This window comes from Arthrobacter sp. B0316-1-20 (assembly GCF_059091865.1).
This window is the reverse complement of the sequence record NZ_JBNHHC010000008.1, coordinates 191,393-217,736: the sequence shown is the minus strand read 5'-3', so window position 1 is coordinate 217,736 and position 26,344 is coordinate 191,393. Positions and strand designations below refer to the sequence as shown.

The 26,344-nt window shown below is 69.8% G+C and carries 17 protein-coding genes; 7 read left to right on the top strand and 10 right to left on the bottom strand.

Annotated features, from left to right (window positions below; genetic code table 11):
• Positions 1-25: 25 nt before the first annotated feature.
• Both AC5RW2_RS15735 and AC5RW2_RS15730 read right to left on the bottom strand, forming a co-directional pair.
• Positions 26-2,950: a UPF0182 family membrane protein gene (locus tag AC5RW2_RS15735; RefSeq protein WP_494000249.1), complete on the bottom strand. Its 2,925-nt coding sequence runs from the start codon at positions 2,948-2,950 to the stop codon at positions 26-28.
• 271 nt (positions 2,951-3,221) lie between these two features.
• Positions 3,222-4,355: a YlbL family protein gene (locus AC5RW2_RS15730; RefSeq protein ID WP_494022659.1), complete on the bottom strand. Its 1,134-nt coding sequence runs from the start codon at positions 4,353-4,355 to the stop codon at positions 3,222-3,224.
• 273 nt (positions 4,356-4,628) lie between these two features.
• On the opposite strand from AC5RW2_RS15730, the gene AC5RW2_RS15725 reads away from it, so the two are divergent.
• On the top strand, positions 4,629-6,113 hold the full coding sequence (locus tag AC5RW2_RS15725; protein WP_494074203.1) for a zinc-dependent metalloprotease: 1,485 nt from the start codon (positions 4,629-4,631) through the stop codon (positions 6,111-6,113).
• Here AC5RW2_RS15725 and AC5RW2_RS15720 read toward each other — a convergent pair.
• Entirely contained in the window at positions 6,110-6,772 is a 663-nt protein-coding gene (locus AC5RW2_RS15720; protein ID WP_494012541.1) for a M48 family metallopeptidase, read from the bottom strand. The two genes, AC5RW2_RS15725 and AC5RW2_RS15720, sit on opposite strands and share 4 nt — an antisense overlap.
• 153 nt (positions 6,773-6,925) lie before the next feature.
• Between AC5RW2_RS15720 and AC5RW2_RS15715 the strand changes: the two genes are divergently transcribed.
• Positions 6,926-8,002 (top strand): TOMM precursor leader peptide-binding protein, encoded by a 1,077-nt coding sequence (locus AC5RW2_RS15715; protein WP_494074184.1) that lies wholly within the window; start codon positions 6,926-6,928, stop codon positions 8,000-8,002.
• Between the two features lie 28 nt (positions 8,003-8,030).
• On the opposite strand, the gene AC5RW2_RS15710 is transcribed toward AC5RW2_RS15715, so the two are convergent.
• Together AC5RW2_RS15710 and nudC are read right to left on the bottom strand one after the other, a co-directional pair.
• Positions 8,031-10,163 (bottom strand): ATP-dependent DNA helicase UvrD2, encoded by a 2,133-nt coding sequence (locus tag AC5RW2_RS15710; protein WP_494074183.1) that lies wholly within the window; start codon positions 10,161-10,163, stop codon positions 8,031-8,033.
• Entirely contained in the window at positions 10,160-11,107 is a 948-nt protein-coding gene (gene nudC / locus AC5RW2_RS15705) for an NAD(+) diphosphatase (protein WP_494074182.1), read from the bottom strand. Before nudC ends, AC5RW2_RS15710 begins: the two co-directional genes overlap by 4 nt.
• 163 nt (positions 11,108-11,270) lie before the next feature.
• Here nudC and AC5RW2_RS15700 point away from each other — a divergent pair, with 163 nt between their 5' ends.
• Positions 11,271-12,668: a macrolide 2'-phosphotransferase gene (locus tag AC5RW2_RS15700; protein ID WP_494074181.1), complete on the top strand. Its 1,398-nt coding sequence runs from the start codon at positions 11,271-11,273 to the stop codon at positions 12,666-12,668.
• Between the two features lie 70 nt (positions 12,669-12,738).
• Here AC5RW2_RS15700 and AC5RW2_RS15695 read toward each other — a convergent pair whose 3' ends face one another.
• The 3 genes from AC5RW2_RS15695 to AC5RW2_RS15685 are packed head-to-tail and all read right to left on the bottom strand — an operon-like array spanning position 12,739 to position 19,720.
• Positions 12,739-16,092 carry an ATP-dependent helicase gene (locus AC5RW2_RS15695; RefSeq protein ID WP_494074180.1) on the bottom strand — a complete coding sequence of 1,118 codons (3,354 nt, stop codon included), beginning with the start codon at positions 16,090-16,092 and terminating at the stop codon, positions 12,739-12,741.
• Entirely contained in the window at positions 16,089-19,349 is a 3,261-nt protein-coding gene (locus tag AC5RW2_RS15690; protein ID WP_494074179.1) for an ATP-dependent helicase, read from the bottom strand. Before AC5RW2_RS15690 ends, AC5RW2_RS15695 begins: the two co-directional genes overlap by 4 nt.
• Positions 19,346-19,720, bottom strand: a complete 375-nt coding sequence (locus AC5RW2_RS15685; protein ID WP_494074178.1) for an MGMT family protein — start codon at positions 19,718-19,720, stop codon at positions 19,346-19,348. Before AC5RW2_RS15685 ends, AC5RW2_RS15690 begins: the two co-directional genes overlap by 4 nt.
• Before the next feature lie 116 nt (positions 19,721-19,836).
• Between AC5RW2_RS15685 and AC5RW2_RS15680 the strand changes: the two genes are divergently transcribed.
• The 4 genes from AC5RW2_RS15680 to AC5RW2_RS15665 all read left to right on the top strand — a co-directional run bounded on the left by AC5RW2_RS15680 (position 19,837) and on the right by AC5RW2_RS15665 (position 23,449).
• On the top strand, positions 19,837-20,535 hold the full coding sequence (locus AC5RW2_RS15680; RefSeq protein ID WP_494000260.1) for a 3'-5' exonuclease: 699 nt from the start codon (positions 19,837-19,839) through the stop codon (positions 20,533-20,535).
• A 190-nt stretch (positions 20,536-20,725) separates the two neighbouring features.
• Entirely contained in the window at positions 20,726-21,718 is a 993-nt protein-coding gene (locus tag AC5RW2_RS15675) for a methionine ABC transporter ATP-binding protein (RefSeq protein WP_494000261.1), read from the top strand.
• Complete coding sequence (locus AC5RW2_RS15670; RefSeq protein WP_494012550.1) at positions 21,715-22,449, top strand: methionine ABC transporter permease; 735 nt, start codon at positions 21,715-21,717, stop codon at positions 22,447-22,449. The genes AC5RW2_RS15675 and AC5RW2_RS15670 overlap by 4 nt, the downstream gene beginning before the upstream one ends.
• Before the next feature lie 160 nt (positions 22,450-22,609).
• Positions 22,610-23,449 carry a MetQ/NlpA family ABC transporter substrate-binding protein gene (locus AC5RW2_RS15665; RefSeq protein ID WP_494074177.1) on the top strand — a complete coding sequence of 280 codons (840 nt, stop codon included), beginning with the start codon at positions 22,610-22,612 and terminating at the stop codon, positions 23,447-23,449.
• 115 nt (positions 23,450-23,564) lie between these two features.
• Here the strand turns inward: AC5RW2_RS15665 and AC5RW2_RS15660 are convergent, their stop codons facing one another.
• Together AC5RW2_RS15660 and hemL are read right to left on the bottom strand one after the other, a co-directional pair.
• Positions 23,565-24,854, bottom strand: coding sequence for an AI-2E family transporter (locus AC5RW2_RS15660; RefSeq protein ID WP_494074176.1), 1,290 nt, complete (start codon positions 24,852-24,854; stop codon positions 23,565-23,567).
• 125 nt (positions 24,855-24,979) lie between these two features.
• Positions 24,980-26,314, bottom strand: coding sequence for a glutamate-1-semialdehyde 2,1-aminomutase (hemL, locus tag AC5RW2_RS15655; protein ID WP_494074175.1), 1,335 nt, complete (start codon positions 26,312-26,314; stop codon positions 24,980-24,982).
• Positions 26,315-26,344: the final 30 nt, after the last annotated feature.

The window sequence follows — 26,344 nt, the reverse complement described above, 5'->3', positions numbered from 1 at the left end:
GCCGCGGGGTAGCGAAGCAAATCGGTCAGTTGCCCTCGGTCGCCTCCGGAGAAGGCTGCTCCGTTGCCCCGTCCGCTCCGCCTTCGGGGGCGGCGCCGGAGATCGCTGCCTCGGCGTCGATGGCGTCCTGCAGCGCCGCCTGGAGCCGCTCCTGGGCTTCGCCGTAGGCGGCGAAGTCGCCCTCCGCCAGCGCGGCCTGTCCCTCCTGGATCGCGGTGCGCGCGGCCTGCAGGGCCGCCTGCAAGTCCTCCTCGGCACTGGTCTCCGGTGCGTCGGGCGTCGCCGGCGTCTCCCCGACGTTTTCTTCGTCGCCGGTGGTGGCGCCCGAATCGCCCTGGAACACCTGGTCCAATGCTTCGGACAGCGTCGGGGCGAAGCCGACTTCCTCACCGAAGCTCACCAGCACCCGGCGCAGGATCGGGTAGGAGGAAGCGCCCGAGGACTGGACGTAGACCGGCTGCACGTACAGCATGCCCCCGCCGACCGGCAGGCTGAGCAGGTTGCCGTTCTTCACCTCGGAAGCGCCCTGGCGCAGCAGGTTCAGCGCCTGCGACACTTCGGTGTCCGAGTTGAACAGGTTCTGTGCCTGGCCCGGACCGGGCACGGTGATGTCGCGCGGCAGTTCGAGCAACCGCAGCGTGCCGTAGTCCTCGGACTTCACGCCGTCCTCGCCGGTGCCGGCGTCCGCGTTGGCGGAAAGGAACCCGTACAGCACGTTGCGTGCCTGCTCGCCGGGAACGGCGAACGGAATGAACGGGGTGGTGAGCGAGAAGGATGCCGCGTCCTGGTTGGGCATCTGCAGCGACAGGTAGTACGGCGGCTGCTTGACGGTCGATCCCTCGCCCAGCGTCGGATCCGTGGGAACGCTCCAGGCGTCGGAGTTCTCGTAGAAGCGGTTGACGTTGGTCACGTGGTACCTGGTGAGCAACTCCCGCTGCACCTTGAACAGGTCCTCCGGGTAGCGGACGTGCGCCATCAGGTCGGCCGACATCTCGCTGTACGGCTTGATCGTCGTCGGGAACACGTTCGTCCAGGCCTTGAGCAGCGGATCCTGGTCGTCCCAGGCGTAGAGGTCCACGGACCCGTCGTAAGCGTCCACGGTTGCCTTGACGGCGTTGCGGATGTAGTTGACCTCCTCCGCCGGCAGTGCCACCGTGGCGCCCCCGGTGGTCCCGGAGTCAATGGTGGCCGACTCCAGTTGCTGCGGAGTCGAGTACGGGAAGTGCTCGCTGGTGGTGTAGGCGTCCACGATCCACTTCACGCGGCCGTCAACGATGGCGGGGTAGGCATTGCCGTCCACCGTCAGGTACGGAGCGACTTTTTCGATACGCTGTCGCGGATCCCGGTCATAGAGGATCTGCGATTCGGAATTGACCGCGTCCGACAGCATCAGGTCCGTCGACTGGAATTTCAGGGCGTAGACCAACCGGTTAAACCAGTTGCCGATGTTGGGACCGCCGTCGCCGTCGAACGTGTTCCGGGTATCGGTTTCGGCATTGGCACTCTGCGGCCGGTCGATCTCGATCGGGGTGCTGCCCTCGGGCGCACCGACGATCGAATAGTCCGGAGACGCTTCGCCGAAGTAGATCCTGGGCTCGTAGGTCGAGTCGTCGCCCAACACGCCCTGCGACGGGATCCCGGAGAGCATGAACGACGGTTTGCCGTCCGGCTCCACGCGGGAGCCGGCGGCCGCGACGACGCCGTAGCCGTGGGTGTAGAGCAGGTGCTCGTTGACCCAGCCGGCCGGCACGCCGGCGGTGTTCAGTTCGCGGACGGCGATCACGGTGTCCTGCACCTCGCCGTCGACCGTGTAGCGGTCCACGTTGAGGGTCTCGTCGAACTGGTAGTACTGGCGGAACTGTTCCAGCTGCGCGAACGCGTCCGACACCAGGTTCGGATCCAGCAGGCGGATATTGGCCGTGGTTTCGGCGTCCTCGCGCAGCGCGCCGGCTTCTGCCTCCACGACGGCTTCATAGTTCATGGTCTGGACGTCGTCCAGCCCGTAGGCCAGGCGGGTCAGGGCGATGTTGCGTTCGATGTACGGGGCCTCGACGTCCTGCTCATTCGGGATCACCTGGAAGCGCTGGACGATCCACGGGTAGACCCCGCCGGCGAGGATCGCGGTGACGACAAGCATGGCCGTGCCGACGATCGGCAGCCGCCAGCGGCCGATGAAGGCCGAGACGATGAAGAGGATGGCCACCAGCACGGCGGCGACGGCGAGGATGGCCTTGGTGGGAATCACGGCATTGACGTCGGTGTACAGCGCACCGGTCCAGTTTCCGGCGTTGGACTGCACGGTGGCGTACCGGTCCAGCCAGTAGTTGACACCCTGCAGGATGAGGAACAGCGCGGCAAAGATTCCCACATGGATCTTCGCCGCGGTGGAGGCGAAGAACCCCTTGTCCTCCAGCCTGATCCCGCCGTAGAGGTAGTGGGTCAGCAGCCCGGCGATGCCGGCAATCAGCACCACGCTGATCAGGAAGCCGTTAATAAAACCGAGGAACGGCAGGGTGTTCATGTAGAAGCTGAAGTCCAGGCCGAACTGGGGATCGGTCTGGCCGAACGGCTGCTGGTTGAAGAACAGCAGGACGGTCTGCCACGCCGAGGCGGCGGCGGTGCCGGCGAAACCGGCGAGCACTACCGGGATGCCGATCATCAGCAGGCGCCGCACCGGCTCCAGCTGCTGCTGGTAACGGTTAAGGTTGTCCTGCAGCGAGCTGTCCGGCGCGTACACCGGGCGTGAACGGTATGCCAGCCGGAGGCTGAAGTAGACGGCAAGGCCCATGATCAGGAAGGCAATGAGGAAGATGGCGATCTTGGTGCCGGTTTCCTTGAGCATGACTTCCAGGTAGCCCAGCTGGTTGTACCAGAGGATGTCTGCGTAGATCTGGGAGAAGAAGACGAAGCCCACCACCAGGACGGCCACCACGATGAGGGTGGGCACCAATGCGGAACGTTTCTTGCCAGGACTGTTAAGCGGTGTTGGCCGGTCGCCGTAAGACCGGTCTTGTCCGAACGTCACTCGTTACCTCGTTGTCTGCATGCGTGGCATCACGGCGAAACCGCCGCTGCGGGGACACTCCCCCTAGATGCCACGAACGGCGGTCTCGGAGGGTTCCGTTCCCATTCTGCCTTGTCAACACCGGCCCCGGCGAACCGCGGCGCGGGAACGGTCCGGCACCGTTGCCGGAATGTGACCGCGCCGCCGCTGAAACGAATCAGCTGCAGCCGGGCAGGGCGGCCGCGTCGCCGCCACCGCCGATCGCGGTGACGGCCTTGACGGCGTCGTCCAGCGTCGCCACCGACACGACCTGCAGGCCCTCCGGAACGTGGCCGGCGACCTGCGCGCAGTTAGCCTCCGGCGCCAGGAAGACGGTGGCGCCGGCCTCCCGCGCGCCCAGCATTTTCTGCCGGATGCCGCCGATCGGCCCGACGGTGCCTTCGGCGTCAATCGTGCCGGTCCCCGCGAAGTGCTTGCCGCCGGTCATCTCGCCTGGCGTCAGGATGTCGATGATGCCCAGCGCGAACATCATGCCCGCGCTGGGGCCGCCCACGTTGTCCAGTTGGATCTTCACTTCGAACGGAAAGTCGAAGTCGGTGCCCAGCAGGACGCCCAGCTGGTAGTCGCCGTCGCCGTTGGCCCGCGGTGCCACATCCACGGTTTCCTCGCGGCCGTCGCGCGCGATGCCCAGTTCGACCGGGGCGCCGGCACTGGCATTGAGCTCCTCGCGCAGCACCTCGATGCCGGTGACCGGCCGTCCGTTGATGGTCCGGATCGCGTCCTGCAGCTCCAAGACTCCTGCCGCCGCCGCGTCCGGGGTGAAATCGGCCACCGAGAGGGTCTGCGAGTACTCCACGTCCAACTGGGTCAGGGCCGCCGCGATCGAGGACTCCTGCGACGAGGCCATCAGCGCCGCATTCTGCTGCTGGATGTCGTCCTGCGTGACGTCCGGGGGGTAGACCAGGTCGGCCGGTGCGACGCTGCGCTGGGGATGGAGCCAGGCGGCCAGGACCTGCAGCATGTTGACGTTCGAGTTGGGCCCGCCCTCCACGTACACCGTCGTCAGGTCCAGGGCGCCGGAAGTCTCGTAGGTGGGCCGGTCCGGAACCTCGATCAGCGGGGTGCCGGAAACCTCACCGATGGTGTTGATGGCAGGACCGGGCGTCTCGATGACGTAGCCCGCCGGCAGGGCCAGCCCTGCGGCACCGGCCACCACAGCGACGACGGCGGCGGCCGCCAGGACCGGTTGCCTGCGGTTTCGGGTCGGCGGCGCAGCCGGCTGCGGGCCGGGAACGTTGCCGGACCAGCCGTCCGTGCCGTGCTCCGTGCCGTTGTTGGTGGACTGTGTCACCTGGTGGTTCCCTCCCGCAGCTGTCCGGGCCGTGCACCCAACGCGCTGCCGCCCGGGGCGCTCGCGGCGCCTGCTCTAGCGTACGCCGTCGGCCCGGCATCGGTGGTGCTGCGCCTGCTCGGCCTTGAGCGAACTGCCGGCCCACGGCGCGACAAGGAATCCCGGCTGCCGGTAACGTGGAACTCACGCAACACCCCGGGCACAGCCCCCGCCGCCTCCCCGGCAGCCGCTGCGGCCCGTGCCCGCTCCAACCCTCGAGGACCGGTGGTAGTGATGACCCCCAAGCAGCCCGACGACGACCCGCAGGATCCGCTGGCGGAGATGTTCGCCAAGCTCTTCGGTGGCCAGGCCGGGGCAATGGATCCCGCGGAAATAGCCAAGGCGGCAGGACTTCCCTCCGACCCCACTGCCTTGGCGCAGATGTTCCAGCAGGTCCAGGCGATGATGAGTGCCCCCGCCGAAGGTCCGGTCAACTGGAAACTGGCCCATGAAAGCGCCCGCAAGGTGGCCGCCTCGGACAGCGACCCGTCCGTCTCTACCGCACAGGGCCGCGCCGTCGACGAAGCGCTCCGGCTGGCCGAGATGTGGCTCGATCCGGTGACGAGCATGCCCGGCACCGGGCTCATCGGCAGGGCCTGGTCCCGCGCCGAGTGGGTTGAGGCAACGCTGCCGACCTGGAAGCGGTTGACGGAGCCGGTCGCCAACAGCATCGCCTTCGCGCTGACCAGAGCGCTGACCGAGCAGGTGCCGGAGGAGATGAAGCAGATGCTCGGCGGGGCACACTCCATGCTGCAGAACCTCGGCGGCGCGATGTTCGGCATGCAGCTGGGCCAGGCCGTGGGCGCCCTGGCCAAGGACGTGGTCAGTTCCAGCGACATCGGTGTCCCGCTGGTGGAAGGCAAGATGGCCCTGCTGCCGGCCAACGTCAAGTCGTTCGGCGAGGGCCTGGACATCCCCGGGCAGGACGTGCTGCTCTTCCTGGCGATCCGGGAAGCTGCGCACACCCGCCTGTTCACCCATGTCCCGTGGCTCTCCGGCTATTTGCTGGGCGCTATCGAAAGCTATGCGCGGGGCATCCATATCGACATGGGGCGGATCGAGGAAGTGGCCCGCGACCTCGATCCCACAAACCCCGAATCCATGCAGCAGGCACTCTCGCAGGGCGTGTTCATGCCGAAGCGCACGCCGGAACAGGAAGCCGCCCTGGCCAAGCTCGAAACTGCGCTCGCGCTGGTCGAGGGCTGGGTGGACGAACTCACCGCCGGCGCCGCGGCCAACCTGCCCTCGGCACCGGCGCTGCGCGAAACGGTCCGACGGCGGCGGGCCACCGGCGGTCCGTCGGAACACGCCTTCGCTGCCCTGGTGGGACTGGAGCTGCGCCCCCGCCGGCTGCGGGATGCCGCCGCCCTGTGGTCCGCACTGAAGGAGGAACGCGGGGTCGACGGACGGGACGCGATCTGGAACCACCCCGACCTGCTGCCGACCGCGGAGGATCTGGACGATCCGGCCGGCTTCAGCGCCCGGCGGAAACTGCTGGACGCCTCCGAGGCGGAAGTCGACGAGGCGCTGCAGAAACTCTTGAGCGGTGGCTTCGAAGGGCAGCAGCCCGGCGACGGCGATGCCCGGAAGCCGGACGGCACCGCCGACCGTGGAGACTCCGGCAGCGCCGGCGGAGGTCCGGACGGCTCCGCTGGCGGTGAGGATACCGGCAGCGCCGACGGAGGCCCGGACGGTTCCGGAAGCGGAGACCGCGGCTAGCAGTCGCTCTCGCCGGCGCCGTCCACGTCGTCCCCGTCCTGCAGGCCGCGGCCCATGGCAAAGGCGGCGCCGGAGAGGAAGGCCTTGGCCCGTTCGAGCTCCGGATAGGCCTGCAGCAAGCGCCAGAAGCGTGGGCCGTGGCCGGGCTCCAGCAGGTGTGCCAACTCGTGCAGGATCACGTAGTCGACGACCCAGGCGGGCATGTCCTTGATCTTGTCCGAGATGCGGATGGTGCCCCGGGCCGGCGTTGCCGACCCCCAGCGGTCGTTCTGGTTGGAAACCCATCGGATGCTGGTCGGGACGGCGTTGCCGGCCAGGTAACGCTGCGACAGCTCCGCCGCGTGGCGGGCCAGGTCGGTGTCGCCCGCGGCGGTCCGTCCCTCCGGCCGGGAGCCGCGCGTCTCGAGCCTGGCCAGCATCCGCTGCACCCACTCCCGTTCCTGCGCCGGCGAAAAGTGGCCGGGAATGGAGATCACGGCGGCCCCGTCCCGCCACGCGGCGGAGACGGTCCGGCGCCGGCGTGCTGACCGTTTGACCACCACGGGGGCCCCGGTGGATGTGGTCAGCGCCACCCGCTCCCCCGTGTCGGCCACCAGCGGGACCGGCCGCGGAGGCGTTGCGCTGGCACGGGATTCCTGCGTCTGATCTGCTCGGGACATGCGACGAGGTTACCGGGTCAATCCGACCGTCCGCATCCGCCCAGGCCCGGTGCCCGGTTTTCTGTGGATAACCCTCCGACGCCTGCCGCCGCCGTGCCAGCATGGAGGACCGGGCCGCGCCCGGACCACGGGCAGGCGGCGAGGAGGGTTGCGGTGGCACAGTTGAGAATCAATCCAGGCCTGCGCATGCTGGAGGGCGCCGCGGGCAGCGTCCAGTTCGGCCTGGGCGCCGGCGGACTGGTGGTCGAGGGAACCGGGGAAGCGGACCGGCACTTCCTGTCCCGGCTGTGCCGGGGCATCGAATCGGCCGACCTGGATGACGTGCGGGCAGCCTGTGGCCTGGACAGGGAGCGGGCCGCGTCGCTGTTGGCGGCACTGGCACCGGTCCTGCTGCCGGACTCCGGCGGGGAACGCCTATCGGGGTTGCGCGCCGACCGGCTCGCGCCGGATGCGCGCCGTTGGTCGGCGGTGTACTCGGCCGACGGTGAAGGACCGCTGGCCGCCCGGGGCCGCTGCATCGTTCAGCTGATCGGGCTGGGACGCACCGGTGCAGCGTTGGGCACGGCCCTGGCTGCGGCCGGCGTCGGCACGCTTCTGCTCGAGGATTCGGCGGTCGCCGCCGCCTCAGATGTCGGTTCCGGCGCCATCCGGCTCACGGACATCGGCCTGGGCCGCGGGCAGGCCGTGCGGCGGGCCGTGCACCAGGTGGATCCCACGGTAGCCTGCCACCTCTTGCCCGGCTCGACCGCGGAGCAGGGTGCCGCAGGCATCTTTCCGCGCGCGCTCAGCCTGGCCGTCTACGTCGACCGCGACGTGGCCGATCCCCGGGTCGCCGCGGCGCTCATGAGCCGGGGACACCCGCACCTAAGCGTCCTGGTGCGCGAGCAGGACACCCTGATCGGGCCGTTGGTGGTCCCCGGCCAGACAAGCTGCCTTGGCTGCGTGGATCTGCACCGCGCCGAGGCCGATCCGGGGTGGCCGGACGTCGTTGCCCGGTTGACCAGCCGGCCGGCCGAGCCGCCGGCAGACCGGGGCGCGGCCGACGAAGTGTCGCAGTCGGTGGCCGCGGCCGGCCTGGCGGCGATGCAGGCCCTGCTGTTCCTGGATGGACGGAACCAGCCCGGCAGCTTCTCCGCCGTGCTCAAACTCGACAGCGGCGACGGCACCGTGACGCGGCACGCCTACCCGCCGCACCCGGCCTGCGGTTGCGTGCTGGCCCCGGCGGCCTGAGCGCGCGCTTGCCCGGGCCGGCGCAGGTTCAGTTCGCGGCCAGGACGCGCAGCACATCCTCGCCGTAACGCTCCAGTTTGGACGGCCCCACGCCGGCCAGCCTGGACAGCTCCTGCAATGACTGGGGCCGGGCTTCGGCGATGGCCACGAGGGTGGCATCCGTGAAGATCACAAAGGCGGGCATCGAGGCTTCGCTGGCCGTCTCCTTGCGCCACTCGCGCAGCGCCTCGAACGTCGACTCCTCGTAGGTGGGGGGACAATTGTGGCACCGGCCGACCTTGCGTTCCGCCCCGCTGCCGAGCAGGGTGCCGCAGACGCGGCACGCCGCCGGCGCGGCCTGCTTGCGCCGCGCCGGCCGCTGGCCCGGCGTGCTGCGGACGGAGGAGGAAGAGGCGGGGCGCAGCCCGTCCAGGAACCGGGACGGTTTGCGGTTGGCGCGGCCTCCCGGGGTCCGGGCCAGCGACCAGGACAGAGCCAGGTGCTGGCGGGCACGGGTGATGCCCACATAGAGCAGCCGGCGTTCCTCGTCCACGGCCTCGTCGGTGTCGGCGAAGGAGATCGGCATCAGCCCCTCGCTCAATCCGACCAGGAAGACTGCGTCCCATTCCAGGCCCTTCGCCGAGTGCAGCGAGGCGAGGGTGACACCCTGCACCGTGGGAGCATGCTGGGCGGCGGCGCGTTCGTCGAGCTCCGCCACGAAGTCGGACATGGTGAAAACACCGCCGGCCGCGGAACCGCGGACCGCGTCCAGCTCGTCGGCCAGTCCCACCAGCGCGGCCAGGGATTCCCAGCGTTCGCGCACCGCACCGCCGGTCTGCGGAGCCTCCCGCGTGTAGCCCAGGTTCGCCAGCACGTCCCGGACCAGTTGCGGCACGGGTTCGGTTCCGGCGGCCCGGGACGAGGCCCTCAGCTGGAGGATCGCGTCGCGGACCTCGCGCCGCTGGAAGAACCGCTCCCCACCGCGCAACTGATAGCCGATGCCGGCATTGGCCAGCGCCTGTTCGTACGCTTGGGACTGCCCGTTGGTGCGGAACAGCACCGCTATCTGGGCGGCGCCCACGCCGTCGTCGATCAGTCCGCGGATACGGGTGGCCACCTGGGCGGCCTCCGCCTCGTCGTCGGCGCATTCCGTGAACGAGGGCTCGGGCCCGGCCGGACGCTGGGCGATGAGCTCCAGCGGGGTCGGCCAGCTGTCGTTGTCCCGCGCCGGCTGCCGGGTGCGGGCGGCCAGCAGCGAGTTGGCCAGCTGCACCACCTGCGGGGAGGAGCGATAGTCCCGGACGAGTTTGACGACGTCGGCTCCGGGAAAGCGTTTGGTGAACTCGAGCAGATGCCGGGAGGTCGCTCCCGTGAAGGAGTAGATGGTCTGGCTGGCGTCGCCGACAACACAGAGTTCTTCACGGTCCCCCAGCCAGAGGTCCAGGAGCCGCTGCTGGAGCGGCGAGACGTCCTGGTATTCGTCCACCACGAAGTGCCGGTACTGGTCCCGTACGGCGGCCGCCACCTTCGGGTCTTCCTCGAGGATCCCCACGGTGATGAGCAGGACGTCCTCGAAGTCGATGATGTTCCGGTCCGTCTTCACGTCCTCGTAGGCCTGGTACAGCCGCGCCACCGTCGTCAGGTCGTAGCCTGCCGGTGCGGCGCGCCCGGCCGCCCGGCGGACATAGCTCTCGGGCGTGAGCATGGAGACCTTGGCCCACTCGATCTCGGCCGCCAGGTCGCGGATGGCGGCACGGTCGGTGGTCAGCCGCAGGCGCCGGGCAGATTCGGCGATGACGCTGGCCTTGTGGTCCAGCAGGCCGGGCAACGGACCGCCGACCGCCTGCGGCCAGAAAAACTGCAGCTGGCGCAGCGCCGCGGCGTGGAACGTTCGCGCCTGCACCCCGCCAACACCGAGGTCGCGCAGCCGCGTCCGCATCTCGGCGGCCGCGCGCGCGGTGAACGTCACCGCCAGCACCCGCTGCGGCGTATACACCCCGGTGTGCACCCCGTAGGCGATCCGATGCGTGATCGCCCGGGTCTTGCCGGTGCCCGCTCCGGCGAGGACGCACAGCGGTCCGGCCAGGTTGGTGGCCACCTGACGCTGCTCGTCGTCCAGTCCGGCCAGGATCCGGTCTTCGAGGCTGCTGTCCGGGAGTGGCCCGGCTGCCGCTGCGCTCATCGTCCGGCCTGCGGCAGTTCGCCGCCGTACCAGTGCTCGATCAGCGCCCGCGCAATTGAAATGCCGCTGGCCACTTGGACCTCGTCGGCCTTCAGCGCCGCGCCCAGTTCCTCCCGGCTGAACCACCGTGTGTCCAGGATCTCGACGCCGTCGGGCACCGACGCCGCGTCCGTCGCGACGGCCGTGAACCCAATCATCAGCGATGCCGGGAACGGCCACGGCTGGGACCCAAGGTAGCGCGGCGAGTGCACGACGACGCCGGACTCCTCCTCGATTTCCCGCACCACCGCGGCCTCGAGCGACTCCCCCGGCTCGACGAAGCCGGCCAGGGTCGAATACCGGCTGGCCGGCCATGCGCTGTTGCGGCCGAGCAGCAGGCGGTCGTCCTCGTCGATGACCGAAACGATGACGGCGGGATCGGTGCGCGGGAAATGCTGGCTTCCGTCGGCGGGACAGCGGCGCACCCAGCCGCCCTGCTCGATCTCCGTGCGGTGGCCGCAACGCGGGCAGTGGGTGTGGGTCAGGTGCCAGTTGGAAATCGCCGCGGCCTCCACAAACAGCCCGGCGTCCTGCGCAGAGAGCTCCCCCGCCACGTCCCGCAGGCCCAGCCACTCCCCGTCGTACCCGGCAGCTTCTGCACGGTCCGCCAACACCGAGAGCACAATGTCGGTCCCGACGGGCACATCCGCACCCTCCACGGCCCGGCCGAGGTAGACGGAGAGGTCGGTTGCGGTCCGTTCCCTGCTCGGAAGCAACACGATCCTTCCGCCGCGGACCAGCGTCTTGCCGTCGGCGATCAGCATCACATGCGTGGTGTCGCTGCCCCAGATGCCGTCCACCAGGCCGGGGTGGCTGCGCCGCTCGCACCCGCGGTCCATGGTGGTGCGGGCCAGCATCAGCTGGCCCAGCGGCGGGAACCCTGCAGCGGCGGTGCTAAGACTCATGCTCTCTACCGTACTCACCCCGGCGCCCGGACCGTTATTCGCGCCGCCGCCGCTGTGGACTGCGCGCGGCGGTGCCCAGCCGGTGCGGCCTGTCTCACCCTTCCGGCGACTCGCCGCGGCCGTGGCCGGGCTGCCGGTACCGGTTGCACGTACGGTGGACTACGTGAGAAAGACACCTCTGGAGCTGGCGGCCATAGCCACCGCGGCCGTTCCCGGGTTGACGCCCACGGGCGTTGCCGGGCTGCCGGATGATGCGGCGGATTTCCAGTCCGCGGTACTCACCGATGCGTCCGGCAAGCGGTGGCGCGTGCGTTCTCCGAAGCACGCCGAGGCGAGCATGCGGCTCGAAACGGAACTGCTGGTGCTCCGGGCCTTCTCGCCCGCGATCCGCGCGGAGTTGCCTTTCCAGGTGCCCACGGTCGCCGGGACCGTCCAGCAGTCCGAGCTGCGCACCTTCGTTTACAACCACGTGCCGGGGAGCATGCTGGCGCTGGAAGCTCTGGTCGCCGCCGGCGCCGCCGTCCCGGTATCGATCGGACGGGCGACAGCCGGCATCCACGACCTGCCCCAGCGCATGGTCGACGCCGCGGATCTGCCCAGCTACACGGCCGACCAGTTCCGCCAGCGCAAGCTCAACGAACTCGACCAGGCTGCCACCACCGGCAAGATACCGCCGGCCCTGCTGCGCCGGTGGGAGCACGCCCTGGAGGACGTGGCCCTTTGGAAGTTCAATCCGTGCGTGGTGCACGGCGACCTGCACGAAGACAACCTCCTGGTCCAAGACGGCAGCGTCAGCTCGGTGACCGGTTGGACCGACCTGCGCATTGGCGATCCCGCCGATGACTTCGCGTGGCTGGTGGCCGTGCACGAACAGTCGTTCGCCGACGTCGTGCTGGAGTCCTACCGCAAGTACCGCAAGGACCCGGTCGATCCCCACCTGATGCGCCGGGCAGCGCTGTCCGCCGAATTCGCGCTGGCCCAATGGCTGGTCCGCGGACTGGCTGCGGGCGACCAGACCATGGTTGACGAGGCGGTCGACATGCTGAACGAGCTCGAGGCCGACGTGGCCGTACACGGCGGCCAGCCCATCAGCGTCACCGCTCCCCCGCCGCCTGCCGTTCCGCCCACGGTTGCCGCTGTCCCTGCGGCTCCGGCCCGGGAACCGGCCGCCGGTTCCGAGGGCCGGAACCGTGCCGCTGAGCCGGCTGCTGCCGACCGGCCGACAGGGGACGAAGCGGCGGACGGTGCCGGCAGGGCGGCTGCGGCGGGTGGGAACGGTTCGGCCGGGCAGGAGCACCGGCACGACGGACCGGCCCGCGTCCAGCTCGCCGGGCGATCCGGGAGTTCCAAGGTCACGCTGCTCCCGGTTGAGGGGCCTGACGTCGATCCAGCTTCTCCGGCACCGCCCGCGGCGGAACAGGACGCCGCGGAGCCTGCGCCGCCGGAGAACGGCGGCGCCGACGGCGCAGCGGCCGCCGGCAAGGAGGCCCGGCCGGTTAAGGAAGCCGAGCCTGCGTCCGCGGACACCACGGCACTTCCGATCATCAACCAGCGGCGCTGACACTTCTGCGCGGCGCCGCTGACCGCTGACCGCTGCTGTGCGGGGCGCTGACCGCTGCCGCGCGGCGGCCCTACGCGTAGGCCCGCAGCACCGCCGCCTCCAGCTCCGCCTCGCCGGCCAGGCCGTGCGGGCGCACCAGTTTGTCCTGCCCGACGTAGTAAAAAGCGGCCTTGACGCGGTCCAATTCGATGCCGTGCAGGCGTGCCCACGCCAGCCGATAGACGGCCAGTTGCACCGACTTCACCGACAATTGCCGGCCCGTCGGCGCGGTTCCGGTCTTCCAGTCGATCAGGTCCCAGCTGCCGTCGGTGTCGCGGAACACGGCGTCGATGCGCCCGCGCACCACGACGCCGCCGACGCGGGTCTCGACGGGCACTTCGATGGCTGCCGGGACCCGGTTGGCCCATTCGGATGCCTTGAAGTTCTCGACCAGTCCGGCCAGCTCATAGGCCTCGTCGACGAAGGCGTCGGCCGCGTCCGGGTAGGCCTCGAGATCTAACATCCCCGTGGTGCCGAAGTATTCCTCGATCCAGCTGTGGAAGGCGGTACCCTTTCGGGCGGCCATGCCGGGCTTCCGGGGCACCGGGCGCCGCAGGCGCCGCGTGACTTCGTCCGGGTCGTCGGCCAGGTCCACCAGCAGCGACGCGGAGATGTGCGCCGGCAGCTCCACCTCGCCGGCTGTCGGTGCGGCATTGTGGCGTTCCAACAGCAGCCTGGCCTCATGGGCCCAGGTCGAGTCCGCGGTCGGCTGCCGGTGCTGTGCCAGCGACTCCAGCACTGCCTGCGCGGCCTGTTCCATGGCCGCCCGGCGGCCCGGACGCTGCCGCTGCGGGACACCGCTGCGGTAGACCCGCGGCCCTTCCAACGGGTCGAAGGGCCACATGGCTGTTTCCGCTTCGGCCCGAAACGGATTCTCCGGCCCGAGTTCCTCGTCCGCTACCCATCGCCGCACCTGCACTGCCGGGGGTTCGTCCTGTGACATTGCGTGCAGTTCGGCCAGGAAGGCCGACACGGCCGTGGGCTTGACCTTGCTGCCGGTCCAGCCGGCGGAGCTGCAGACCAGCAGGTGCTTGGCCCGGGTGTAGGCGACGTAGGCCAGCCGGCGCTCTTCGTCTTCACCGTGTGCCTGGACTTCCGACTTGTAGTCCGCTTCCGCGTTCAGCCAGGACAACTGGTCCGGCTGGTCGGTATCCCACTGGGGAAGGTCGGACCGGTCTCCGCGCAGCGGCCAGGGCAGGGCGGCGTGGCCGCTGCTCCACCGGTTGTCCGAGGAGGAGGGGAAGGCGCCGTCGTTGAGCCCGGGGACGAAGACTGCGTCCCATTCCAGCCCCTTGGAAGCGTGCACGGTCAGCAACTGCACGGCATCGTGCCGCACGTCCACCTGCGCCATGTCCAGGCCTCCCTCTTCGGCGGCAGCCGCTTCCAGCCACGCCAAAAAGGCCAGCAGGTCCACGCGCTGCGACGTCTGCGTGAACGCTGCCGCCGCGTCGTGGAAAGCATCAAGGTTGCGCCGCGCCTGGTGGATGCTCTGCCCGGGTTTGGAGGCAACCTCGATGTCCAGCAGCATGGTGCGTTCCACCTCGCCCAGCAACAGCGTCAGGTCGTCACCGACGAAGCTGCGCAGGTAGCGGACCTCTTCCGCGAGGCGCCCCAGACGCTCCAGCGCGACGGGTGTCAGCGACCGCCCGTGGCGCGAGGTCCAGCCCGGCTTGGGCAGCCGGTCCAGCGCCTCGACCAGGGACGCGGCCTCGGCCAGGTCCTGTTCGACGACGGCCTCCCCCGCGGCCTCGTCCCGGTCCAGCTCGGCGGCCTCGCCTGCCGTTGCCGCGCGGCGCCTGCTTTCCAGGAACCGGGACCAATCGGCCAGGGCCATCAGGTCCGCCGGTCCGATCCGCCAGCGTGCCCCCGCCAGCAGCCGCATCAGCGCGTCGGACCGTCCCGGATCAGCCAGGACGCGCAGGGTCGCCACGAGGTCCACGATCTCCGGCTGTGCCAGCAGCCCGGCCAGCCCGATGATTTCGTAGGGAATGCCCCGCTCTTCGAGTACCTTGGCGATGCCCGGGATCTGTGCCCGCCGCCGGCACAGCACGGCGGTGCTGACGGGTTCGGCACGGCCGGTTTCAGGGTCCCGGGCGAAAACCGTCTTCCGTGCCCGTTCGATCGCGTCGGCGAGGGCGAGGGTCTCCTCCGCCTCGGTCGCGTAGCGTCCCAGTGCCACCGTCCCTTCCGTGGCTCCCGGCCGTGGGCGCAGCGGCGGAACGCTGATCCGGCCGGGGCGCGGACGGTTCGGGTCTTCCCGGTTCAGCGGTGCCGAGATCCGGTTGGCCATCCGCAGGATGTTGATGCTGTTGCGCCAGGCCACCGTGAGGAAACCGGCCGGAGCCGGGGCCCGCCGGCCGTCGTCGCCCACCAGGGGAAAGTGCTCCTGGAAAGCGAAGAGCTGGCCGGCGGAGGCACCGCGGAAGCCGTAGATGGACTGGTTCGGGTCGCCCACTGCGGTGACGGCATGCCCGTCCCCGAACAGTTCGGAGAACAGCACCATTTGGGCGTGGGAGGTGTCCTGGAATTCGTCCAGCAACACGACTTTGTAGCGGCTGCGTTCCAGCTGGCGGGCCTGCGGCACTTCGCGGGCGATGCGGGCGGCGAGGGAGACCAGGTCACCGAAATCCAGCACCCCCCGTTCCCGCTTGGCCCGGTTGTAGCCGGCCGCCAGGTTGGCCACGGTGATCCGGGTCCGCAGCCGGTCCAGCAATTTCCGCACCTCCGCCTTGGCCTGCTTGGTGCTGCCGTCGATGTAGGGAAGGGCGGCGATCCGCTCCACCTCCTCCGCGAGGTAGCCGGCAGCCTGATCCGGGGTGACCAGATGCTCCGAGCATTCCCCGGCGAACTGCATCACGGCGTTGACCAGGGTCGATTTGCTGGCCACCAGGTGCTCGATGGGGCCGTCGTACGCCTCCACGCAGTGGCTGGCCAGCTGCCAGGACTGCGCGGTGCCCAGCAGCACCACGTCGCGTTCAATTCCCAGGCGCAGCCCGTAGTCGCTGACCAAACCATTGGCGTACGAGTGGTACGTCGAGACCTTCGGTTCCACCATTCCGGCAGCATCGTCGGCCTCCTGCGGCAGCAGGCCCTTGCGGTCCAGCTTGGCCAGCTGCGCGCGGATCCGGGCGGCCAGCTCGCCTGCCGCCTTGCGCGTGAAAGTGACGCCGAGGATTTCATCGGGGCGGACGAACCCATTGGCCACGAGCCAGACCACGCGGTCGGCCATCGTCGCCGTCTTGCCGGAGCCCGCGCCGGCGATGACCAGCATCGGCTGCAGCGGGGAGCTGATGATGGCCGACTGTTCGGCTGTCGGCAGATGCTGGCCCAGCAGTCCGGCAAGCTCTTCCGGGCTGTAGGTTGTGGTGACCGTTCCTATGCTCATTCGGTGACCTGCCTTCCTTCTGCGCACAGGGGACAAATTTCCGGTGCACGGCAGCCGTGACCGCCGTTGCCGGACCGCTGCGGATCGTGCCGGGCCTCGAATTCGGAAGCGGCCATGAGCGCCGCGGCCTCGTGGATCATCGCTGTGGCCCAGTCTTCACCGTCGGCCAGGCTCTCCTGCTGCTGGACTTTGACCGATTTCAGGTCCTGTCCCAGTTGGACCAGGGAAGCGCCGCCCGGGGCTGACGCATGTCCGGGGAAGCCTCCGGCCTGGACCGCCGCCTGGTAGCTGCCCAGCTGCGGGTGCCGCTCCAGCTCTGCCTTGGTCGGGGCAGCGCGTCCCGTTTTCAGGTCCACGATGTGCAGCCGCCCGTCGGCGTCCAGCTCCAACCGGTCCACCTGGCCACGCAGCCTGGCCACGCGGTCTGGCCCCGGCAGGTCAACCGAAAAGTCCTGCTCCACGCCGACCAGGCTCCGGCCCTCCGCACGCATCTGGATCACATACTGGGCCAGTCTCCGGACCATTCCTTCGGCACGGTTGAAGTCAAGCCGTCCCTCCCAGTTCTCCTTCATCCCCAACTGGGGCCAGCGTCGGACCAGTTCGGCCACGTATTCCGTTCCCGTGCCCGCGGGGATGTCCTGCGCAATGCCGTGGACCAGGGTGCCCAAGCTGCGGGCGAAGTCGGTGGCCGCTTCGCCCCCTGCCGTTTGGATAAACCAGTCGAGCGGGGACTTCTGGACGGCCTCCACCTTCGAGGGGGAAACCGGGACGGGTTCCCCCTCCGGAACGACCGGTGCCGTGCTGCTCAGCGGCAGCAATCCCCACCAGTCGCGCGGGTGCGCGCCGGGCACCGGCACCGGGCTGGCCGCCAGCAGGGCGAGCACGGCGGCAGCCTCCGCCGCCTCTTCCGGACGGGTCGAGGATTGCTGGGCGGCCTGCCGGAGTTCTGCTGCCAAGGCACGCACGGTTCGCGGGCGGAGGACTTCCGTCGCCGGCCGGGGTGTTTCCGGGTCCAGCCAGGGCTCAACCAGATCGAGGAACTGGGACGGCTGGGCGTCTTCGGACTGCACCGCCGTGCAGATCAGCCGGCGTTCGGCACGCGAGATCGCCGTGGAAAAACTCCGCAATTCGTCGTACCGGATTTCCCGCAGCCTGCTCACCGCGTCGATCCGCCGGGCGTCCTCGACGCCGCGCTCCAAAACCTCCACGAACTCCGTGCTGCCCAGCAGTTCGCCGCGCAGCCTGGTGTTCGGCCACACCCCCTCCTGGACGCCTGCCACGATGACCAGCGGCCAGCCCCGGCCGGCCGCCGAGGCGGGCGTGAGCAGTTCCACGGCTTCCCGCATCTGGGCGCGCGGCGCGAGGTTGTCCATCGGCAGTTCCTGGTTCAACAGGTATTCCAGGAACTGCCGGGGACTGGAGCCGGGGAGTTGGTCCACATACCGCTCGGCGGTCTGGAACAGCGCCATCATGGCGTCGAGGTCCCGGTCGGCCCGCACGCCGACCGGTCCGCCTTGCAATGCCTGTGCCGCCCAGCGATCGGAGAGCCCGGTGGCGGACCACAGTGCCCACAGCACCGTCTCGGCGTTGGCTCCCGGCTCGGCCGCCGCGTCCCGACCGGCCTTAAGCATCCGCGCGATCCTCCTGGCGGATCCGCCTTCCCTTCCGAGCGTGCCGAGGAACACGGGGTCGCCGATCGCTTCCACGAGCAGGGAATCGCTGGACCGGCCCCCGCCGCCGAGCAGCTCTTCGCGCCGCAGTGCCTGGCGCAGGCGGCGCAGATCGATCGCCGTCGCGCCGCCGATCCTGGAGGTCAGGAGGGCGACGGCAGCGTCGGGGGTGAGCAGTTCCGGCTCCAGGGCCACGGCCAACGCGTCCAGCAGCGGCCGGACCGCGGCCTCGTCGCGCACCGCGCTTTCGGCAACCGGAACCTTGACCGCGATGTCCTGGCCGGTGAGGTAGCGGGCGAGGGCCGAGAGCTGGCCGCCGGTGCGGACGATCACGGCCATCTCGCTGAGCCGGTAGCCCTCGAACAGCCTGGCTTCCAGGATCCGCTGCGCCACATAGCGGTGCTCGTGGACCGGCGACGCGACCACGTGCGAACTGGCGGCGGGCGCGTCGTTCCGGTCCGCGCCGCCGTGGGCGGGCGCGGTTCCGCTCCCGGTTTCTGCTTCCGCACCGGGATGGACGAGGTCGCGGGCGCGGTGCGCCCCGGCGACCTGCGAGATCCGGGCGGCAGCTGACTGCCAGGCGGTTGCGACTCCGGGCGCCATCCGGTGCGAAGTGGTGAGGACCAGCGTGTGCAGCTGCCTGTCCGGTGTGCCAACCAGCCCGGGCAACTTGCCGAGGACATCCGGACGGGCGCCGCGGAACCCTTGGACGACGGTGTCCGGCGAGGCCGCGAAGACGGCATCCTGTCCCTCCGCAAGCAAGGCCAGGAGCTCGAAGACCGCGGGGTTGGCTTCCTGGAGGTCGTCCGCCAGGATCAGCCGGAGGCGGCTGCGCTCCCGCTCCAGCAGGCCGGGATGCTCCAGCAGCAGCTGGCGTGCCGAAGTGATGATTCCGGCCGGGTCGAAGGCCTCGGGCATCCGGAGGTCGATCACGTCACGGTACTCGCGATACAGCCGGGCCGCCGCCATCCAGTCCGCCCGGCCATACTCTGCGCCCAACTGTTCCAGTTGCCCTGCGGTGCTGCCGTACTCGGTCAGCCGGTCGAAGAGCTGGCGGACCTCCTGCCGGAAGCCGCGGGTCGCCAGAGCCTGCTGCAGGTCTTCCGGCCAGCCGGCCCCCGGGCCGTAGCCGGCACGATGGCCGGCCAGCAGTTCGGCGATGATCTGGTCGTGCTCGGGCCCGGACAGCAGCCGGGGCGCGCGCTCCACCAGCGGCAGCAGTCCTTCCACCCGTGCCCGTCGGATCAGGTCGAAGGCATAGGCCGACCAGGTCCTGGTCGGGGTGGTGCCCAGGCTGCGGTTGAGGCGCCCGGTCAGCGCGTCGCGCAGGCGCGCGGCCGCCAGCCGGTTCGGGGCCAGGAACAGCAGGTTCTCCGGGTCAAGTCCGGTTTCCTCCACCCGGCGCACCGCGAGTTCCACCAGAGCGGTCGATTTTCCCGTACCCGGGCCGCCGAGGACCAGCACCGGACCGCAGCCGGCGGGCAGGCCGATGACCTGTGCCTGGTCCGGACTCGGAAGCGGGGCACCGGCGGATCCGGTTTCGGGCCGGACCAGTTGCAGCCCGGCCGACGGCTTGGTCTCGATCATGGCCCCATCCCATCAGCCGGTTCGGACACTTTGCGCCGGAGCTCCTCGATCGCTGCGTATTCTTCAGGCCCGGGCACCCAACGGGCTTCCGCCATGCGCACCCTGGCCGGCCACGCCGCCGGCTCCGCCAGGGGTGTGCCTTCTTGGCGGTAGTGCGCCACAGCCTGTTCCATCAGCTCACCGGGCAGGGAACCGTTGGCACGAATAACGCGCCACCACGGAACCGCCGAGCCGTGCAGGGACAGGATCCTGCCGACCAGCCGGGCGCCTCCGGCGTCGAGCAGCTCGGCGACATCGCCATAGGACAGCACCCGGCCCGGCGGAATGATCGCGGCAAGATCGAGGACCGCCTCTACTATCGCCTCGCGCATTACACTAGTGTAATTTAGCGGCCCCGAGGCCTGCACCGGCGGGCGGCGGGAGCCGCGTCCACACACCCCGCGGCGCCTCCCCGGGATTGTCCGATCCGCCGGATAGCGTTGCGGACATGAACAGCTGGCATACCGGTCCCCGCGCCGCCTTCGATCTCGAGACCACGGGCCGTGATCCCCACACCGCGCGGATCGTGACGGCGTCCATCGTCCTGGTCGACGCAGCGGGACAGCCGCTGCAGGAGCGGGAGTGGTTGGTGGACCCCGGAGTGGAGATCCCTGCGGAAGCCGCCGCAATCCACGGGATCAGCACCGAACGGGCCCGCAGCGAGGGCCTGCCCGCGGCAATTGCCACCGCCGGTATCGCGGAGGCACTGACCGGCTACTTCGACGCGGGTATCCCGGTCATGGCCTTCAACGCCGCCTACGATTTCACCGTGCTGGCACGCGAATGCTCGCGGTACGGCCTGCCGGCCCCGGCGGCGTCTCCGGTGATCGATCCGTATGTCCTGGACAAGCAGGTGGACCGCTACCGGCGGGGGAAGCGCACCTTGGGGGCGCTGTGCGAACTTTACGGCGTCCGTCTCGACGCGGCGCACACGTCGGCGGCGGACGCCCTGGCCACCATCGGCGTCGCGGATGCCCTCGCCCGCCGCTACGCAGCATTGTGCATCGGCGCGGCCGAGCTGCATGCCCTGCAGATCGACTGGTGCGCACAGCAGGCGGCAAATTTCGAGGCCTGGCTTCGGCGCAAGGATCCGGAAGCCGTCGTGGACGGGGTCTGGCCGGTGCGCCTGATGCCCGCCGCTGTCTGACCCTGCCCCCGCCGGCACGCGCGTACCCGCCCGCCCCTGGCTCAGCGCGGCGCTGTCAACTTCGGGTCGCCGTATGACGCAACGTCCCGTCGAATTCTGGCGTGTTGTCGCGGCTGTCATAATTAATCCTTGATGGCGGCACATGCTATGGCGGCTGTCGACGCTTCAGACATCGATTCCCCGAGGTTCCATGATCACCGTTACCGACCTGCGCAAGGTCTACCGCCAAGGCGGCCGCGAAGTGGTGGCCCTGGACGGCGTCAGCCTGTCCGTCCCCAAGGGCACCGTCCACGGCATCGTCGGCCATTCCGGTGCCGGCAAATCCACGTTGGTGCGTTGCCTGACCCTCCTGGACAGCCCGACGTCCGGATCGGTATCGATCAACGGGGCCGAGCTCAGTGCCGCCCGCGACGCCGACCTGAGGTCGGCCCGGCGCCGCATCGGGATGATCTTCCAGCACGCCAACCTGATGGACTCCCGCACCACCGCCCAGAATGTGGCGCATCCCCTGGAGATCGTCAAGACGCCCAAGGCGTCCATCCGCGCCAAGGTTTCGGAGCTGATCAGGCTCGTCGGCCTGGAGGGGTTTGAGGACGCCTACCCGTCCCAGCTCTCCGGCGGCCAGCGGCAGCGGGTCGGCATCGCCCGCGCCTTGGCTTCGGACCCGGACGTGCTGCTCTGCGACGAGCCCACGTCGGCCCTGGACCCGAAGACCACCGACGAAATCTTGACCCTGATCCGTGACCTGACCGAGCGGCTCCAACTGACCGTGCTGGTGATCACGCACGAGATGCAGGTCATCAAGCGCATCTGTGATTCGGTGTCGCTGCTGGAGGCCGGCCGGATCGTCGAACACGGCCCGTTGCGCGAGGTCGCCGCCGACCTGGGCGGCCGCCTCTCGAGCACGCTGCTGCCGCTGCCTTCGGCCGAGGCGACCGGCGGGGGCACGATGCTGGAAATCCTCTATTCCGGCGAACGCGCGTCGGAGCCGGTGCTGACCGGGGCTGCCCGGGCCTTCGGCCTGGACCTGAACGTCCTGGCCGGCAGCGTGGAGTCGCTGGCCGGCACCCAGTTCGGCCACCTGCGCATCGAACTGCCGGCCGGGGCGGACACGGCTGCCCTCACCGAGCACCTGGTCGGCCAGGGCGTTGCCGTCCGCGTTCTGCAGGAGGAAGCGGCATGAACTTCATCGACGAACTGACGACCAACCCGGGCATCACCAATGCCCTGCCGGAAGCGATCGGCGAAACGTTGCTGATGGTCGGGGTCTCGGGGGCTTTCACCCTGCTGATCGGCCTGCCTCTGGGCATCTTCCTCTACACCAGTGCGCCCGCCGGGCTGCGGCCCATGCCCGTGACGAACCGGATCGTGTCGGACATCATCGTGAACATCACCCGGTCCATTCCGTTCGCCATCCTGATGATTTCGCTGATCCCGCTGGCCCGGGTCATCACCGGTACCTCGATCGGTGCCCTGGCCGCCTGCGTCTCGCTGACCATCGGCACGGTGCCGTTCTTCGCCCGCCTGGTGGAAACCGCGCTGCGGGATGTGAGCTCCGGCAAAATCGACGCGGCCCTCGTCATGGGTTCCACCCGCCTGCAGGTCGTGGCCAAGGTCCTCGTTCCCGAGGCTTTGCCCGGGCTGGTCGCCGCCTTGACGACGACGTTGGTCACGCTCGTGGGATACTCCGCCATGGCGGGCCTCACCGGCGGCGGCGGTCTCGGCCAGCTCGCCTACAACTACGGCTTCCAGCGGTTCGACACCACCGTCATGGTGGTCACCATCGTGATCATGGTGGTCCTTGTCCAGCTGATCCAATGGATCGGCGACGCCGTGGCCCGGCGGGTGGACCACCGCAGCGCTTCCACCGCAGGCTCGAAGCGCCGGCGGCATGAGCCGGTAACCGCCGTCTGAGCGCAACGTCCGCGACCGTGCCGGGACACCGCCGTCCCGCCCCCACGCTTCCCGCCCGCCTCACCGGCAGCGGAAGAATGCAGCCAGTAGCCGCTAGCTGCACCACATCCGGGACGAGCCGACTTCGGGCGGCCCGGTCATTCGAAAGGAACGCACGCAGATGCGTAAAGCACTAACGCTCATTGGTACCGGCCTGGCTGCGGCCTTGGCGCTGACGGCTTGCGGTGGCTCCGAATCCACCCCCAGCGCCGAGACCACGCTGGATCCGGCCAATCCCGTCACCGTCACGGTCGGTGCCACTCCCGTGCCGCAGGGCCGGATCCTGGAATTCGTGGATGAGAACCTGGCCCAGGAAGCCGGGATCGATCTGGAGATCAAGGAATTCACCGATTACCAGACCCCGAACATCGCCCTGAGCGACGGCTCGCTGGATGCCAACTACTTCCAACATCTGGCCTTCTTTGAGCAGCAGGTGGCTGACAAGGGCTACGACTTCGAACATGGCGAAGGCATCCACATCGAGCCGTACGCCGGGTTCTCGTCGAAGCACCAGAGCGTCGACGACCTTGGCGAGGGCGCAACCATTGCGATCACCAACGACCCGGGGAACCAGCCGCGCGCACTCAAGATGCTCGAAACGGCCGGGCTGCTGACCGGGATCGAGGACGATTCGGCGGCGCTGACGCTGACCGCGGAGCAGAACCCCAAGGGCCTGAAATTCGAGGAGAACCAGCCGGAAATCCTGGTCCAGTTGATCGAGGATCCGAAGATCGACCTGGCCATCATCAATGGCAACTTCATCCTGGATGCGGGGCTGAACACCGACGATGCAGTGGTCGTCGAGTCCTCGGAGAACAACCCGTATGCCAACTTCCTGGTCTGGAATGCCGGTGACGAAAATCCTGCCGTGGCGAAGCTCGAAGAGCTGCTCCACTCGCCGGACGTGAAGAAGTTCATCGAGGAAACGTGGCCCAACGGCGACGTCTTCCCCGCTTTCTAGTCAGTCCCGAACCGCTGGCGTGAGCGGCAACGGCTGACGCCAGAAAGGTCCCCGGAAGCTTCGGCTTCCGGGGACCTTCTGTGTCAGGCCGACATCTGGCCGGCGGCGTGCCTGGTCAGCGGCCTCGCCGAATCGGCGCGGGTTCCTCGGCGGAGGTCCTTCCCGACATCACCTGGATCACCACCCAGCCCACGGCGGTGACCGGAACGGCCAGGACGGCGCCGATGATGCCGCCCAAGATGGTTCCCGCGGTCAGGGCCAACAGGATCACCAGCGAGTGCAGGCTCACCGAGCGGCCCATCACCACCGGCTGCAGGAAGTTACCCTCCAGCTGCTGCACGATGATCACGACGGCGACCACTACCAGCGCGGCCACCGGCCCGTTGGCCACCAGCGCCACCAGGGTCGCCAGCACGCCGGCGATGGTGGCTCCGACGATCGGGATGAAGCCGCCGATGAAAATCAGCACCGAGAGCGGCAGCGCCAGCGGTACCTGCAGGATGAACAGGGCGAGTCCGATGAAGAAGGCGTCGACGGCCGCGACGGTGGCGGTGCCCCGCACGTAGCTGCCCAGCACGTCCATGGCGCGCGACCCGGCCAGCTCAAGCTGCGGCCGCTTGGCCGCCGGGAACCAGCTGAGCAGGAAACGCCAGATGCGCGGCCCGTCCTTGAGGAAGAAGAAGAGGATCACGGCCATCAGGACGGCCCCGGTGACGACTTCGGCCGCCGTCGACAATCCGCTCAGCGCGCTGCGTCCCACCGTGGCGCTGGTCAGGAAGTCGACCACCCCGGCCAGCGCCTCGTCGATCTGCTGCTGGCTGACCGGCAGCGGGAAGGTGGCCAGGAACTCCTGCAGCTGCATCCAGCCCTCGCGGGCGGAGCTGACCAGCTCGTCCGCTTCGCTGCGGACCGCGAAGACGATCCCGGTGATCACGCCGCCGAGCACCACGAGGATCCCGAGGAACGCCGTCGCCGTGGCCAGCGCCGCGGACCAGCCCCAGCCGCGCAGCAGCCGCACCACCGGGCCCACGGCCGCCGCCAGGATCAGGGCGATCAGGACGGGAATGACGAGGAGCCGCAGCTGCAACAGCCCGTAGATCACCACGCCGGCCAGCAGCAGCGTGAGCAGCAGCTGTGCGGAACGGGTGGCCGTTCGTCCGAGTCCGTCGGACCAGATCGCGCGGGGCGGCATGGGCGCCGGGGCCGGATCCAGCCGTGACTGCACCGGCGCGGGGGCGGGCTCGGTCCCGGACCGCACCGGCGGCGGCCCGGCGTCCGCCAAGGGCGTCGCGGCGTCGTCCGCGGCCCCCGGGCGGAGCGTCGCGGCGTCGTCCGCGGCCCCCGGGCGGAGCGTCTCGGCGTCGTAGTCTTCCGGTGTTTGCCTGCGCCTGGAGAACAGGCCCATCTGCACGCTCCTGGGTTCGCGCGGCGGTTCCGTGTACCGCCGTCAGCATCAGTCTGCCATGCCGCTGTCCCCGGGACCGGGCGGCAGCCGGACGGCAACCCCCGCCCCCGGCACCGGAGTTGCGGTCAGGCCGGCGGCGTGGCCGCCGCGGCAGCCCGCGCGGCCGCCGGCAATGCGGCGAAGATTTTCTCCATCGCGGCGTCGTCGTGCGCCGCCGAAAGGAACCACGCTTCGAACACCGACGGCGGCAGGTAGACGCCGGCGTCGAGCATGGCATGGAAGAAGGGGGCGTAGCGGAAAGCTTCCTGGCCCTGGGCGTCGGCGTAGTTGTGGACGCCGTTGGCCGAGGTGCCGAAGGCCACGCTGAACAGGTTCCCCGCGGTCTGGATGCTGTGGTCCACGCCGGCCTTGGACAGGGCAGCGGTCAGCGCGGCCTGCAGTTCGAGCGAGCGGGCGTCGATCGCCGCGTAGACAGCGGGCGTCGCGGCGGTCAGGGTCGCGACGCCCGCCGCCATGGCAATCGGGTTGCCGGAGAGCGTGCCGGCCTGGTAGACGGGACCGGACGGCGCCAGGTAATCCATCACGTCGGCGCGGCCGCCCAGGGCCGCCACCGGCATGCCGCCGCCGATGACCTTGCCGAAGGTCAACAGGTCGGGCACGAACGGATCGGCTGCCCCGTCGGCTCCCCCGGTCAGGCCCCAGTAGCCGGCGTAGCCGGTGCGGAAGCCGGTCAGCACCTCGTCCAGGATCAGCAGCGCCCCGTGCTCCCGGGTGATGCGGGACAGGGCCGCGTTGAAGCCGTCGGCGGGGGTGACCACGCCCATGTTCGCGGGGGCCGCTTCGGTGATGACGGCGGCGATCTGGCTGCCGCGGGCGGCGAACACTTCCTCGACGGCGGCGATGTCGTTGTACGGCAGCACCAGGGTCTCCGCGGCCGTCGCCTCGGTGACGCCCGCCGAACCCGGCAGGGCCAGGGTGGCCACGCCCGAGCCCGCGGCGGCCAGCAGCCCGTCCAGGTGCCCGTGGTAGCAGCCGGCGAACTTCACGACCAGGTTGCGGCCGGTGTAGCCGCGGGCCAGGCGCACGGCGGTCATCGTGGCCTCGGTGCCGGTGGAGACCATGCGGAGGCGCTCGACGGCGGAGACCCTGCCGACGACCAGGGCCGCCAGTTCCGATTCGGCGGGCGTGGAGGCGCCGAAGGACAGTCCCCGGTCCACGGCCGTGTGCACGGCCTCGAGGACGGCCGGATGGGCGTGGCCCAGCAGGGCCGGGCCCCAGGAGCACACGAGGTCTACGTACTCGCGCCCGTCGGCGTCGGTGAGGTAGGCCCCCTTGGCACCGACCATCATGCGCGGCGTCCCGCCGACGGAGCCGAAGGCCCGGACCGGTGAGTTCACCCCGCCGGGCATCAGCTGGCGGGCGCGTTCGAAGAGTTCCTCGGAGCGGATGGCTTCAATCATGGTCTTGGGTCCTTTCGGGACAGCGGAATC